Source organism: Serratia sp. D1N4, assembly GCF_054552755.1.
Genome location: NZ_CM137274.1, coordinates 1,943,377 through 1,956,204, shown reverse-complemented (window position 1 = coordinate 1,956,204; position 12,828 = coordinate 1,943,377). Strand labels below are relative to the sequence as shown.

At 59.4% G+C, this 12,828-nt stretch carries 13 protein-coding genes; 1 reads left to right on the top strand and 12 read right to left on the bottom strand.

All coding sequences use genetic code 11. The features are described 5' to 3' along the window. Positions 1-10 precede the first annotated feature (10 nt). Positions 11-1,699 (top strand): aspartate:alanine antiporter, encoded by a 1,689-nt coding sequence (locus ACX1CU_RS08440; protein ID WP_459402126.1) that lies wholly within the window; start codon positions 11-13, stop codon positions 1,697-1,699. 292 nt (positions 1,700-1,991) lie between these two features. Here ACX1CU_RS08440 and ACX1CU_RS08435 read toward each other — a convergent pair whose 3' ends face one another. The 12 genes from ACX1CU_RS08435 to ACX1CU_RS08380 all read right to left on the bottom strand — a co-directional run bounded on the left by ACX1CU_RS08435 (position 1,992) and on the right by ACX1CU_RS08380 (position 12,826). Then, positions 1,992-2,210: a DNA-binding transcriptional regulator gene (locus tag ACX1CU_RS08435; RefSeq protein ID WP_459402125.1), complete on the bottom strand. Its 219-nt coding sequence runs from the start codon at positions 2,208-2,210 to the stop codon at positions 1,992-1,994. 97 nt (positions 2,211-2,307) lie between these two features. After that, entirely contained in the window at positions 2,308-3,453 is a 1,146-nt protein-coding gene (locus ACX1CU_RS08430; protein ID WP_459402124.1) for a phage late control D family protein, read from the bottom strand. After that, a complete protein-coding gene (locus tag ACX1CU_RS08425; RefSeq protein WP_459402123.1) occupies positions 3,450-3,935 on the bottom strand; it encodes a phage tail protein in 486 nt (161 codons plus the stop codon). Before ACX1CU_RS08425 ends, ACX1CU_RS08430 begins: the two co-directional genes overlap by 4 nt. A 12-nt stretch (positions 3,936-3,947) precedes the next feature. After that, positions 3,948-6,443 carry a phage tail tape measure protein gene (locus tag ACX1CU_RS08420; RefSeq protein WP_459402122.1) on the bottom strand — a complete coding sequence of 832 codons (2,496 nt, stop codon included), beginning with the start codon at positions 6,441-6,443 and terminating at the stop codon, positions 3,948-3,950. After that, the gene (locus tag ACX1CU_RS08415) at positions 6,436-6,558 is read right to left on the bottom strand and encodes a GpE family phage tail protein (RefSeq protein WP_459402121.1); all 123 of its coding nucleotides are present in this window, start codon (positions 6,556-6,558) and stop codon (positions 6,436-6,438) included. Before ACX1CU_RS08415 ends, ACX1CU_RS08420 begins: the two co-directional genes overlap by 8 nt. A gap of 29 nt (positions 6,559-6,587) precedes the next feature. Then, positions 6,588-6,869, bottom strand: a complete 282-nt coding sequence (locus tag ACX1CU_RS08410; RefSeq protein WP_459402753.1) for a phage tail assembly protein — start codon at positions 6,867-6,869, stop codon at positions 6,588-6,590. Between the two features lie 95 nt (positions 6,870-6,964). Beyond that, positions 6,965-7,474, bottom strand: coding sequence for a phage major tail tube protein (locus ACX1CU_RS08405; protein WP_459402120.1), 510 nt, complete (start codon positions 7,472-7,474; stop codon positions 6,965-6,967). A 14-nt stretch (positions 7,475-7,488) separates the two neighbouring features. Next, positions 7,489-8,658, bottom strand: coding sequence for a phage tail sheath protein (locus ACX1CU_RS08400; protein ID WP_459402752.1), 1,170 nt, complete (start codon positions 8,656-8,658; stop codon positions 7,489-7,491). A gap of 278 nt (positions 8,659-8,936) precedes the next feature. Then, on the bottom strand, positions 8,937-9,557 hold the full coding sequence (locus ACX1CU_RS08395) for a tail fiber assembly protein (protein WP_459402119.1): 621 nt from the start codon (positions 9,555-9,557) through the stop codon (positions 8,937-8,939). Beyond that, a complete protein-coding gene (locus ACX1CU_RS08390; RefSeq protein ID WP_459402118.1) occupies positions 9,557-11,320 on the bottom strand; it encodes a phage tail-collar fiber domain-containing protein in 1,764 nt (587 codons plus the stop codon). Before ACX1CU_RS08390 ends, ACX1CU_RS08395 begins: the two co-directional genes overlap by 1 nt. After that, positions 11,317-11,925: a phage tail protein I gene (locus ACX1CU_RS08385; protein ID WP_459402117.1), complete on the bottom strand. Its 609-nt coding sequence runs from the start codon at positions 11,923-11,925 to the stop codon at positions 11,317-11,319. The genes ACX1CU_RS08390 and ACX1CU_RS08385 overlap by 4 nt, the downstream gene beginning before the upstream one ends. Then, on the bottom strand, positions 11,918-12,826 hold the full coding sequence (locus ACX1CU_RS08380; protein ID WP_459402116.1) for a baseplate assembly protein: 909 nt from the start codon (positions 12,824-12,826) through the stop codon (positions 11,918-11,920). The genes ACX1CU_RS08385 and ACX1CU_RS08380 overlap by 8 nt, the downstream gene beginning before the upstream one ends. Positions 12,827-12,828: the final 2 nt, after the last annotated feature.

The following is a 12,828-nucleotide window of genomic DNA, read 5'->3' as shown; positions in this document are numbered from 1 at the left end:
GTTATCCTACGTGAACATAAACGTCGCTAGTTTGTTAAGCGGTAACTACATCCTGTTACTGTTTGTGGTACTCGCCCTGGGGCTCTGCCTTGGAAAACTCCGCCTGGGTTCCGTTCAACTCGGTAATTCCATTGGCGTTTTAGTCGTATCGCTGTTGCTCGGCCAGCAACACTTCGCTATTAACACCGAAGCCCTGAATCTCGGTTTCATGCTGTTTATTTTCTGCGTTGGCGTTGAAGCCGGCCCGAACTTTTTCTCGATTTTTTTCCGCGACGGCAAAAATTACTTCATGCTGGCGCTGGTTATGGTCGGTTCAGCGATGGTACTCGCCATCGGTCTTGGCAAACTGTTCCAATGGGATATCGGCCTCACCGCAGGTATGCTCGCTGGCTCAATGACCTCTACGCCCGTGCTGGTAGGGGCTGGCGACACGCTGCGTAACACCATTACCAATGGCCCGGCGCTGCTGGTGGCCCAAGATCATCTGAGCCTGGGCTATGCCCTGACTTACCTGATTGGCCTGGTGAGCCTCATTTTTGGCGCACGCTACCTGCCAAAATTGCAGCATCAGGACCTCCCAACATCCGCCCAACAGATTGCCCGCGAACGTGGCCTGGATACCGATAGCCAGCGCAAAGTCTATCTGCCGGTGATCCGTGCTTATCGTGTTGGTCAGGAACTGGTTGCCTGGGCAGACGGTAAAAATCTGCGTGAACTCGGTATTTATCGCCAAACGGGCTGTTATATCGAACGTATTCGCCGCAACGGTATTCTGGCCAACCCGGATGGTGATGCCGTGTTGCAGGTCGGGGATGAAATCTCGCTGGTGGGTTATCCCGATGCTCATGCACGCTTGGATCCCAGCTTCCGTAACGGTAAAGAAGTGTTCGACCGCGATCTGCTGGATATGCGCATCGTTACCGAAGAGATCGTGGTGAAAAACAGCAACGCCGTGGGTAAACGCCTGAGTCAGTTAAAACTGACCGATCACGGCTGCTTCCTGAACCGCGTGATCCGCAGCCAGATTGAAATGCCGATTGACGACAGCATTGTGCTGAACAAAGGTGACGTGTTGCAGGTCAGCGGTGATGCGCGCCGTGTGAAGAGCGTGGCAGAAAAAATCGGGTTTATCTCTATTCACAGCCAGGTCACCGACCTGCTGGCCTTCTGCGCCTTCTTTATTATCGGTTTACTGATTGGGCAAATCACCATCCAGTTCAGCAACTTCTCATTCGGCATCGGCAACGCTGCCGGTCTGTTGATGTCTGGCATCATGCTTGGCTTCCTGCGCGCCAACCACCCAACGTTCGGCTACATCCCACAGGGTGCGCTCAATATGGTGAAAGAGTTTGGCCTGATGGTGTTTATGGCGGGCGTTGGCCTGAGTGCTGGCGCGGGCATTGGGAACAGCTTGGGTGCCGTTGGCGGCCAGATGCTGATTGCTGGCTTGATCGTCAGCCTGGTACCGGTGATCATCTGCTTCCTGTTCGGTGCTTACGTCTTGCGGATGAACCGAGCCCTGCTGTTCGGTGCCATCATGGGGGCGCGTACCTGTGCCCCGGCAATGGAAATCATCAGCGATACGGCACGCAGTAACATCCCTGCGCTGGGTTATGCTGGGACCTACGCTATCGCTAACGTATTGTTAACGCTGGCAGGTTCGCTCATTGTGGTGATATGGCCAGGCATATGGGGATAACACATCAACAAAGAAATGATTCAGGGCTAAAATATTTTGGATTTTTTTATCGACCGCCAGAACTTTTCAATCTGACGATAGTCTGACTTAGTGCCACTGCTTTTCTTTGATGTCCCCAATTTGTGGAGCCCGTTAGTCCCGCCGTTTCAGGTTCAAGACTAGCGGGTTTTTTATTGCCTGAATTTTAGTGCCATTAAAAACAATCACTTACAATGTAATGAATTACCCGATGGCGACAAAGTGGCGGCGCATTTTTTATGGGCGAAAAAAAACCTGCTTTCGCAGGCTTCTTTCAGATCCACAGCGTTCCCTGGTTTTCCCTGGTTGGATGCGGCGGCACAATATCAATTTTTCCCGGTGTCACTATTTGGCGTTGAATTGATTCCAAGGTCACAAAGGTACAACTACAGTTTATATTCTGGCATTGGTGATAACGTTCTTTGGTGTTCTCACTCAGATAGCGACTTGTGCGGGCGTGTGCTGCGGTTCTGCAAAGCGGGCAATGCATCATTATACTATCCCCTCCTCTATCCCTCATTTGCCGCGATAATACCTCGCACGATCAAGAACAAAACCACCTTTAAGTGAATTTACAAAAATAATTCACATTATGATAATTGATAAGATACATCAGACAGCAAAACCTCCAACTCTACCGCCGTCGTAAAGCCGTTGTTACCCAGGTTATGCACCACCTTGCTGACTATCCAGGGTTGGGCGTCGATCACCTGCTTAAATCCCTTCACGCGGATCGGGGTTTCCGGCACCAGCTCGGCACGGCCCATGGCAAGCGACAGCGAGAACTCAGCCACACCCCGTTGTAGCTTTTCCCACTTAGCCTGTGCGGCACGCATGGCGGCTTTTTGGGTGGCGTACACCGTGGTAATGGTAAACACATTATCCTCCGCCCCCACCAGATATTCCCCCTCGCGGGGTGCTTCCGGTTTGCTGGCTTTCTTGCTGGCCGGTTTCGCCTTTGGGTGTTGCAGGGCGCGCAGGTGCTGGGTTTTCGGCTTGCGCTTCAGCGTCACTGTCTTTGGCTTGGGCTGGCGAGTATTGAGCCAGCTTGCCGTTACGCCGGTGTAGGCGTCCCGGTCAGCCAGACTAAAACTGTGCCGGTCGCCATCCTGTCGGGTCAGGGTCATGACCGGCAGCGGTTTGCCGTTCACCGTGGTGCCATTGCCTGGGCGGATAAGCAGCAGGCAGCCATTTTTCACCGCCGCCACTGTGCCGTTGAGTGACGCCAGTCGAGTGATAAACGCCGCGTCCGTTTCCTGCGTCTGGTCAATATGACCGATGGCGAGACTGTCCAACCCGTCGGCCAGCTTGGCGGTCAGTTGGTTACGGGCCGCCACCTGCTGCACGATATTGCCCAGGGTGGTGTCGTGGTAGGAGGCTTCGCGCCGGGTGTTGAGCGTGCCCCTAAAATCCGCACTGCGGGCGCGAATGGTCAGCGTGTCCGGCGCGCCCCGGTGCTCCACCTCGTCCACGGTAAAGCGTCCTTTCGGCGTCAGCGGCGAACCCTGCCAGCCGAGGGCCAGCGACAGCACCGCATTACGCTGCGGCATCATCATCAGCCCGTCGCTGTCGTCCAGCTCAATATCAAGCTGGTCAGCCTCAAAGCCCCGGTTATCGGTCAGTGACAACGACAGCAGCCGGGGGCGGATATTGTGGGTGATGTCGTTTCCCTGCAAAGTCAGTGAGAAGTCCGGGGCGACACGCGCCCCGGCGGGCAGTGGAACAGTGGTTATCATGGGACCAGTCCTCCCAATGCCTCACCGGCCTTTCCGGTCAGTTCACCCGCTTGACCATACAGTTCACTGGCCTGCTGTTGCAGGTCGCCGAACATCGCTGACAGGGATTCATCCACACGCTTGAGGGTCAGGGTAAACTCGGTGCGGCGTGGGCTGCCGTCGGCAAAGAACTGGCTGTGCGTTTCACTCACCGACTCAATCACAAACATGCCGTAAATGGTGCCGGTGCCTTCAATCAACGGCCATGCCCGCCCCTGTTCGGCCATCAGTTGCAGGGTCAGCAGTGACCAGCGCCCGCCGGTAATTTCGGGCAACAACACCCCGGATAACGTGATTTTCTCCTCATCCAGCCCCAGGAACTGCGCAGCAGGCCGCTGCCCAATACGCCCGTTGGTCGGCCAGCGGTAATCCGCCGTGCGTTGCATCGACTGGTAAGGCAGCGTGTGCAACATAAACACAAAGAGCCCCAAGGTCAGCATCATGATGATTTTCCTTTAATTGGTCATGGCACTGCGTGCCCGGGCGCGGCGTTCGCGCTCCTGCCGGGCCTGTGCCTCATTCAGCAGTTGGAGGGTCGCTTCCCGGCTCATGCCCGCAGGCACCACCACGTCATAGCGGTTATGGGTGACGCTGTTGTCGGTGTAGGCCGAGGAGGCTCCCGGCACCACCGGCGCATAGCGTGGCGGTATCACCGGTTTACTGGCGGGTAAGCTGGTCGGTGTTTCAGCGGCAGCCAAAAGCCCACCGCTGGGTGAATAGCCGCCACGCCCGTTGGGGTCGTTGGCATAGGGGTTGTTCTTTTCGGCCTCCTTATCCAGTTCGGCGGTTTCGTCTTTCATCAGCCCGAGCTTTTTCGCCAGCCAACCCACCTTGCTGCCGAGCTTTTCAAGTACCTGCATCGGTAAGGTCAACGCGTTGCCAATGGCGGCACCGAACTTGCGGCCCATCTCGGCGGCACTCTGTAATTCGGCCTGCGTGGATTTCACAGGGGCCAACAGCGCCATAAACCAGTCGTACACGGTTTTAATCTTCTCGCTAAACCAGTCAAACACAGGCTTGAGTGGCGTGAACGCTGCCACAACCGGGGCCAGTGCGGCCTTAAATCCTTCAGCCACCCCACCGATAAAGGCGCTAATCGGCTCCCAATATTTGCGGATAAGCAACGCACCGGCAGCCACGGCGGCAATCAATGCCAGCACCGGCCAGGATATCGCGGTAAACGCGGTGGCGACCGCGCCGCCGACGGCGGTAAACACCGTGCCTAGCAGGCTGGCCCCGGCCACCAACATATTCACCCCGGCCATCACCGGCCACGCCATCAGGCCGAGGGCTGCCAGCCCACCGATAAGCGCCGTGACCCCGGCGGTGACCCTCACCAACGAGCCGACCAGTTCCGGGTTGGCTTTGGCCCAGGCACCGACCTTCGCCAGCCACTCGGTGGCGGTGCTGGTCAACTGTCGCAGCGCGCTGTTCTGGCCGTCGAACACCTCAATGCGCACATCTTCCCAGGCAGAGAACAGGTTTTTCAGGTCGCCGTCCAGGTTGTCCACTTTGACCTTGGCAATCTGGGCGGTGGCGCCCTGGGAGCGGGTGACGGTGTCGTGTTTCTGCGCCAACTTGCCGTTACCGGCGGCAGCAATCAGCTTGGTGGCCCCCTTCATCGCCTCCTCGCCAAAAATCACCTTCAGGTATTCCGCCTGCTGTGCGGTACCGAGCTTGTGCTTTTTAAACGAGGTATCGATTTTCTTGAGAATGCCCGCAATCGGCAGCATGTTGCCTTTGCCGTCTTTGGTCTTCACCCCGAGTTCCGCCAGCGCGTCACCGGCCTGCCCGACCGGGGCCTGCAAGCGGGTAAACAGCGCACTGGTGGCCGTTCCGGCCATGCTGCCCTTGATACCGTTATCCGCCAGGACACCCAGCAGCGCGGTGGCATCCTCGATACTGGCCCCGGCGGCATCGGCAATCGGTGCGACGTACTTCATCGCCTCGCCAAAATCCATCAGGTTGGAGTTGGAGCTGGTAAACCCCTTGGTCATCACATCGGCAACACGCTGTATCTCGTCTATCGGCAGGTTAAACGCCGATTGCATGTTGGTGATGATGTCGGCGGCGTCGGCGATATCCAGGTCAGACGCCAGCGCCAGATTGACGGTGGACTCGGTCGATTTCAGGATAGCGTTACCGTCAAAGCCGGATTTTGCCAACACCGATTGCGTGCGGGCGACATCAGTCGGGGAAAACGCGGTGGTCGCGCCAATATCCCGCGCCTGTTGACGGATGGCCGCCAGTTGCCGGTCGTTTTTCGCCAGCCCCAGGGTGGCCTGGGTGTCAGACATCTGGCGGTCGAACGCCACACCCGGAGCAATAAAGCGGCTCTCGGCATACAGCCCGGCGGTGGCAACACCAATCCCGGCGGCGCTGGCATTGCGCACATTCCCGGTCAGGGCCTTGCCGCGCTGGTAGCGTTCACCGACGCGGTTCACTGCCGCCTGTTTCTGGCTCAGGCGCTCCAGTTCCGCACGCTGGCGTGTCAGGCTGCTACTGGCTTCGGTCACACTGGCTTTTAACCGGCGCTGTTCGGCGCTCAGGTTTTTGGTGGCGATACCGTCGGCGTTCAGCGCATCCCGCTGGCGCTGCACCGACTGGCGCAGGCCGTTGTATTTGGTCTGCAGTTCCGTGGCGGCCCGCTTTGAGGCCTCCAATAATCGCGCCTGTTGCGCGGTGGGTTTCTCGGTGGCTTTGAACTGCACCGCCAGGGCGGCGGCTTCCTGCTTGGCCTTCTTCAGTGCCGCACCGGTGACCGCCAGTTGCCCGTTGGCTTTGCGAAAACCCTCAATCCGTGCCGCCTGGGTATCCAGGGATTTGAGGCGCTGCTGGGTGCTCTTGATATCCCCGGCCAGGGTTTGGCTGGCCTGTTGGATACTTTTCAGCGGGCGGGTGGCCTGGTCAACAGCCTTCAGCAAGACCTGGAGTTGCAGATTTTTACTCATCGTCTTTCACCCCGCTGCGTTGTACCGCTTTATCCCGCCAGTTCAGCAACTCAGTGAGCGACATCCCGGCCATCTCCGACGGCGGCCAGTGAAATATCACTGCGATATCCGCCATCAAATCATCAACACCCAACCGGGTATCCGTTACGACGCCGAGTTCGGCGACAAAAAACCGACCACCTGCCCGGCCAGGGCGACCAAGTCCGGCAGCTCCAGGCGCGCACACTCCTCGCGGGTCAGCGGCGGCACCGTCATGCGGGGCAGCACCATCAGCAGCGCGTCCACGTCGGCATTGGCGACCGCTGCCAGACCGACACCGCGCAGGGTGCCCGCGTTGGGTTTTAACACCTGCACAGTGGTAATGGTGGTTTCACCACGTTGGATGGGTGTATCCAGGGTAACGGTGTTTTCTTTGCTGTTTTTCATTGTGTGACTCACTTAAAAAGAGATAACGGCCAGCCATTCAGGGCGTCAGGCTGGCACAGGGTTATGGGTACGGGTTACCAGTGACCAATGACGCACTACAGACCAATCGCCTTACGGTGTTCTGCCAGCCGGTCAACGCCGTTGACCTTCTCCACCATGTTCACCGTGTCGATTTCAATCAGCTCTTTGCCGTCAATCGTCAGCTTGTAGTAGGTGCATTCGGTGGAGACCTTGGTTTCGGTGTCTTCCCCTTCCTTATACTCACCAAAATCGATTTCCTTGTGGCGACCGCGCAGCACCACTTCCACGGCGGACACCTCGCCGGTGTCATCCCGCTGGAAGGCCCCGGCAAAGCGCAGCGGCACTGCCGCCACCGCACCCCATTGCTCCAGCACCAGGGCATCAAAGCCGCCCAGCGACCACTCGACGGTCAGCGCGTCATCGTCCAGCCCCATATCGATGGGGGCCGCGCCGTTCATGCCGCCGCCCCGGTATTTCTCCAGCTTGCGGGTGAGCTTGGGCAACGTCATGGAAGACACCACGCCCATGTAGCTGTAACCGTCGTTAAACAGGTTCAAGCGTTTCAGTTTTCTCGGCAATGCCATAGCGCAACGGCTCCTTAGCGGTTAACGGACGCGGCGAACGTCACCAGATATTTGTCGGTAATGCGCTGGCGCAGGGTCAAATCTTCCAGCGGCGGCACCGGGGTGTAGTCGTAATCGATAAACAGCTTCCCGGCCTTGAGGGTCTCTTTGTCGTTGGCGCTGTCGTCATACCAGCAATCACCATCGATAATCAGCCCGGCGGATTTCAGCTCACGAAACTTGGCCTTGATACCGTCGATCATGTCGCGGATCAGCGTCGGCGTGACCGGACGGTCAACCGCCCACAGGTGGGCTTCGGCCATCGTGTCGGCCAGCACCTGCGCGGTGCGGGTGTAGTTCTCGAACTGGAACAGCGGGTCGTCCGAACAGGTACGGGAGCCCCAGAACTTGAAGCCGTCTTTGCGGATCAAGGTGGTCACACAGGCTTCATTCAGCAGGTCGGCATCGGTGCCCGGGGCCTGCAAGTCCCAGAACACCGAAGCACTGATACCGGTCACACCATTGACGCCGACGTTGGACAGGGTCTTGTGCCAGCCGGTTTCGCTGTCGATTTTGGCCCGCAGACCGAGCGCCCGCGCCGTGGCATAGGCCATGTCGCTGCTGTTGGCGGTGGTATTCCAGGTGATGAAGTCCGGCCAAATCAGCATCAACTCGCGCTGGCTGAAGTTGTCGCGGTACTTGATGGCCTCGGACACCGTTTTGCAGCCGAACGCGCTGATATAGCCAAAGGCGCGCAACTGCTGGCAGACACTGGCGAGTGCGGTCGCCACCGCCAGCGAGTCCAACCCCGGCACGCCGAGAATACGCGGTTTGACGCCGAGGTCAGCCTGAGCGGCCAACAGCGCTTTCATGCCAGTGTAACGGCCTTGTGCATCCGCGCCGCCGATAATGTTGGAGGTGGTCTCCGCCTCGTCTTTGCCTTCGGCCACGCGCACCACCACGGTGACCGGGCGGGCCTGTTCGGCAATGGCACGCAGGGAACTGGCAAGGGTGCCGGATTTCCCGGCCTTGCCACTGGCGGCCAGGACATCGGTGATCAACACCGGGGTATTGAGGGGAAACAGGGTGGCGTCCGCCTCTGCCCCGGTGCAGACCATGCCGACAATGGCGGTCGAGACCGTGGAGATAACGCGGGTGCCGTCGTTGATTTCGACCACACGCACGCCGTGATGATAGTCAGCCATACGCTGTGTTGCTCCGTTGGGATTGGGTGCAAACAGGATGCCGCCCGGCGCACGCGGCTGCACGCGATGGCAGATGGAAGGCCGACCAGACAACAGGCCGCAGGGGAGAAACAACACCGGAGGAAGAGAACGATCGTTTTCGCCGATCAATATCGACGTATTGATCTGCTGAATCAATTGGACGGGTTTTAGCCCGATACGTTAGGGTTAAGTCCTCTCCGGCCACACCAGGGAAACCCAGAGAGAACACGGCCCGCTCTAAGCAGCGGGCCATTTTTTTATGCATCGGGGGCCAGCGGCCAGTCAATCTCCGGCGCAGTCTCCAGGTCAACGCGACTCAACTGCACCCGGTAGGCTTTCCACGCCAACAGGGTGGCGCTTTCGTCGTCCGTCGCCATGCCCAAGCTGACCGCATCATCCAACAACGTAATCTTGTCTGTCGCTACGCGCTGGCGTTGTGCCAATTCATCCCGGGCGGCATCCATCGCCGCCGCTTGCTGCGCGTCCGTATCGGTCACCCACTTTTTACCGTTCCAGGTATCGTAAGGTGTGGCCGGGGCCAACAAGGTGAAACCGTTATTCAGTTCACCTATCCGGGTGACGGTTTCCGGCTGACCGGTCTCGGTGCTATAGGCCGTCTGGCCGCGATAATCAGGCAGCGCTTCCCAGGCGTTGCTGTCCAGGCTACGCACCAGCGCCAGCCCGGCTTTCGGTAACGTCGGCTTATCGGCAAAGCAGAACGCAGGCAGGCCCACGCCCTCCGGCAGGTACTCAAGGGAAGCCTGCTGGTACTCCCGCTGGTCGGGCTCGATGCTGTAGACTGTCAGCCAACCGGCAGTGACGGCCAGACCGGCATCATTCAGGATAGCGTTAGGTAATGCAGTGCTGTAGTGGCTCATTAGGCGGCTCTCACAATGTAGTTAAAGGCAATGTTGCGCGGACGGATATAACCGGTGTTTCTACTTACGCCCGTTGCCGCACCCGTGTCGGTCCCCGTTGCAAGAGGGGCCCATGTTTCTGAGGTCATCACGACGATGCGTTGAGATTCCCATCCCTCATAGGGCACATCTTGATCGGTGAACCACGCATTCCCCCTCCCTGAATCATTATTCCCATACAGTTGGCCGCCCACCTTGGAAGCTTGCTGTGCCGACAGTAAGATGCGGCCACTGTCAACCCCGCGCCCATCATCCCAGCCACGAATAAACTCGCCGCGCAGGTCAGGCAGGGTGCCGGATGGATAGGCGACGGCCAGCAGCGGGTATTTGGCTTTATCGAACGCGGCACCGTTGCACTTCAGCCAGCCTGTCGGGGCGGTGTTGGTCGGCCAGGGCTGCGGAATACCCACCGGAAAATCGGTGCGGGCCAGCGCGCCCACCTCGGCGGCGGTCGGTTTGTTTTCCGTGCTGTAGAAATACTGAAAGGGCCCCCACTGGCCTCCCGGCGAGGTGCGGGTGCGGATATACATCTTGGTGCTGGCACTGCCCGCCTGCCAAAAGAGCTGTTTCGCCGAACCCGCATCGTATTTGATGCACAGCATCTCCCAGGACGCCGACGCAATGGGGGTACTGCTGGACTTGTTGGCCTCCAGGGAATAGAAGCCGTTTTTATCCGCGCTGTTGGCATCGGTGATCCGGGTACCAACGCTTCCGAGCCCAAACGCGCCGACCTCCATCAATTGCCCGGTAGCGCCGCCGACATCACGCAATGCCGCCGCCTTCAGCCCCAGGTTATTGCGTGCCACGGCCTTGTCGGGAATATCCGCCAGATTGCTGGCCCGCTTGACCGCCGCGTCGCTCACCGTCTTGACCGCTTTTGGCGTTGCCGCCTGGGTTTCTACCGCACTATCAATGGCACTGTTCAGTTGCACCACGCCTTTGGCTGCTGTGGTGGCATCCGGCACACTCGACAACTTGCTGGCGGCAAGGTCATAAGCCGCTTTCACCGCTTTCGGTGTGGCAGCCAGGGTTTCGCTGGCGCTGTTGGTGGCGCTGTTCAGTTGCACCAGACCCTTGGCTGCCGTGGTCGCGTCAGGCACGCTCGACAACTTGCTGGCAGCCAAATCATAGGCGGCTTTGACCGCTTTCGGCGTCGCGGCCAGAGTCTCGCTGGCGCTGTTGGTGGCGCTGCTCAGTTGCACAAAACCCTTTACGGTAATACTCGCATCCGGGTGATTGCGGGACTCCGCGTGTTTCTTCAGTTCGCTGTCCACATAGTCGCGGGTGGCGAGTACCGTTGCCGGGTCAATCTTCAGCGTTACTGCCTCGGTGCTACTGACAATCAGCACCATGCGCAGGGTCTGCGTGCGCCCGCTGCCCTCTTGTAACTGCGGCTTGTAGGTCTCCGGGCAGTTGGCGACGGCAATCAGGGTGCCGTCTTTGTCGAACAGGCCGATTTCGCGTATCCACCACCCGCCCTCATTCTCGGGAATGACCTGTTCAGCGATAATCTGGTTGGCGTTGGCCGGGTCAATACTCAGCATGTTAATGGCGGCTCGGCGCTTCTCCCCCTTGAGCGCGGTCTGTGCAGGGTCTGGGGTGGGCAAGGTGCCACCGCCGTCACCGACGGCGAGCTGCGTCAGGTCGAGTTGGGTGCCGAGCGCGGCGGCGTTCGCCAGCTTGGCCGCGCCCAAGGTTGTTAGGAGGGCAAAGAATTTTGTCATGCGTTGACTCTCAGGTTATCAATCAGGTGAACGGCTGCGCCCCGGTAGTCCACAGCCCCGACGGAAATCATTTCAGGTAAATACGGGTAAACCGTCAGCGCATCGCCGCTGTAGCTGCCTGCGGCGGTATACACCGAACACTCGCTGGTCAGGCTGATAGCCAACCCGGTGAGGTGACGGCTGGCCGGTTTGGCGTCCGCTATCAGGCGCTCCAGTTCCTGATACATGGCATCGGTAATGCCGGTCTCCAGCACCCCGACCACCAAGCGAAAGGTGCCGGGGGTTTCATCAAGCTGCCACCACTCGCGCACCTCAATCAGATAGCCGAGTGGCTCCACCACGCGCCGCAACGCGCTGATGGTGCCCTTGTGGCGGTGAACAAAATGCGCATTCGTCACCACGCTGCGCTTGATCGCCTCCGGCCAGTGTTCATCCCAACGGTCAACCGAGAACGCCCAGGCCAGATAGGGCAACAGGTTGACCGGACAGGTGGCCGGGTTCCACAGGGTGCGCAACGGCACCGGCACCCGAGCCAGTTCGGCACAGGCGCGGGCGGCGGCCACCTCCAGCGAGGAAGAACCGACCGGTAACAGGCGGTCACTCATCCGAACCCCCAACGGTAAGCTGGTAGTGCGTGCAGTAGGATGCCTGGGTGTTGTCCAGCACGATATCGGCCAGCGGGGCCTTCAGTTCAACCCGTTGCACCCCTTCCGCATGCAGGGCGGCATACAGGGCTGAGAGGCGGATATCCCGCCCTAACCGATGTTGCGCGCTGATGTAGTGTTGCAACCGGGCTTCAGCAGCGGCCTGGATCGGGGCCGCTTCTGGCCCGGGATAGAGGTGCAACACTGCATCAACCGCATAAGGTACAATCTTGGCAGACTGCACCGTCACCCGGTCACCCACCGGGCGCACGTCTTCGGCATTAAGCGCCGCCGTCACCACCGCCAACAGGTCAGCACTGGCGGTGCCGTTGTCCTCGCGCGACAGCACCGACACGGTGACACAGGCCGGGCTCGGGCTGATGGCTTTCACATCCGCCACCCGACCATCGGCAGAGCGGCCATGGTATTCATAGGCCCCGGACGGCCCGGCCACGCTGATGCCTTCAAACGCCTGCGGGATACGCACCCGGTAATCGCTGTCGGACTCTCTCACCGCCGGGGTGGGCGGCAAGGTCGAATCATCAGCAGGAACCAGCGTCAGGCGCGGGGTATTCACATTCGCCCCGAGCTGGTCGAGGTCGCTACCGGTCGCAAAAGCCACCATCACCGCACGGGCGGCATCGTTCACCCGCTGGCGCAAAATCACCTCCCGGTAGGCGTTCTCTTGCAACAACTTCACCAGCGGTTCGGACTCCAGCGACAGAGTGCGGGCCATCGCGGCGCGCTGCTCCTCCGGGTAAAGTGAAATCAGCGTGGCCTTGCGTTCGGCCAACAGGGTTTCATAGTCGAGCCCCTCGACAATCTCGGGGGCAGGCAGTTGGCTCAGGTCAATGGTGGGCATCG

Coding starts and splice junctions, on each gene's coding strand:
- ACX1CU_RS08405 (WP_459402120.1), bottom strand. CDS start 7,474: ATGGCATTGCCGAGAAAACTGAAACGCTTGAACCTGTTTAACGACGGT.
- ACX1CU_RS08385 (WP_459402117.1), bottom strand. CDS start 11,925: ATGAGTGACCGCCTGTTACCGGTCGGTTCTTCCTCGCTGGAGGTGGCC.
- ACX1CU_RS08420 (WP_459402122.1), bottom strand. CDS start 6,443: ATGAGTAAAAATCTGCAACTCCAGGTCTTGCTGAAGGCTGTTGACCAG.
- ACX1CU_RS08390 (WP_459402118.1), bottom strand. CDS start 11,320: ATGACAAAATTCTTTGCCCTCCTAACAACCTTGGGCGCGGCCAAGCTG.
- ACX1CU_RS08430 (WP_459402124.1), bottom strand. CDS start 3,453: ATGATAACCACTGTTCCACTGCCCGCCGGGGCGCGTGTCGCCCCGGAC.
- ACX1CU_RS08415 (WP_459402121.1), bottom strand. CDS start 6,558: ATGGCGGATATCGCAGTGATATTTCACTGGCCGCCGTCGGAGATGGCC.
- ACX1CU_RS08435 (WP_459402125.1), bottom strand. CDS start 2,210: ATGATGCATTGCCCGCTTTGCAGAACCGCAGCACACGCCCGCACAAGT.
- ACX1CU_RS08425 (WP_459402123.1), bottom strand. CDS start 3,935: ATGATGCTGACCTTGGGGCTCTTTGTGTTTATGTTGCACACGCTGCCT.
- ACX1CU_RS08380 (WP_459402116.1), bottom strand. CDS start 12,826: ATGCCCACCATTGACCTGAGCCAACTGCCTGCCCCCGAGATTGTCGAG.
- ACX1CU_RS08400 (WP_459402752.1), bottom strand. CDS start 8,658: ATGGCTGACTATCATCACGGCGTGCGTGTGGTCGAAATCAACGACGGC.
- ACX1CU_RS08410 (WP_459402753.1), bottom strand. CDS start 6,869: ATGAAAAACAGCAAAGAAAACACCGTTACCCTGGATACACCCATCCAA.
- ACX1CU_RS08395 (WP_459402119.1), bottom strand. CDS start 9,557: ATGAGCCACTACAGCACTGCATTACCTAACGCTATCCTGAATGATGCC.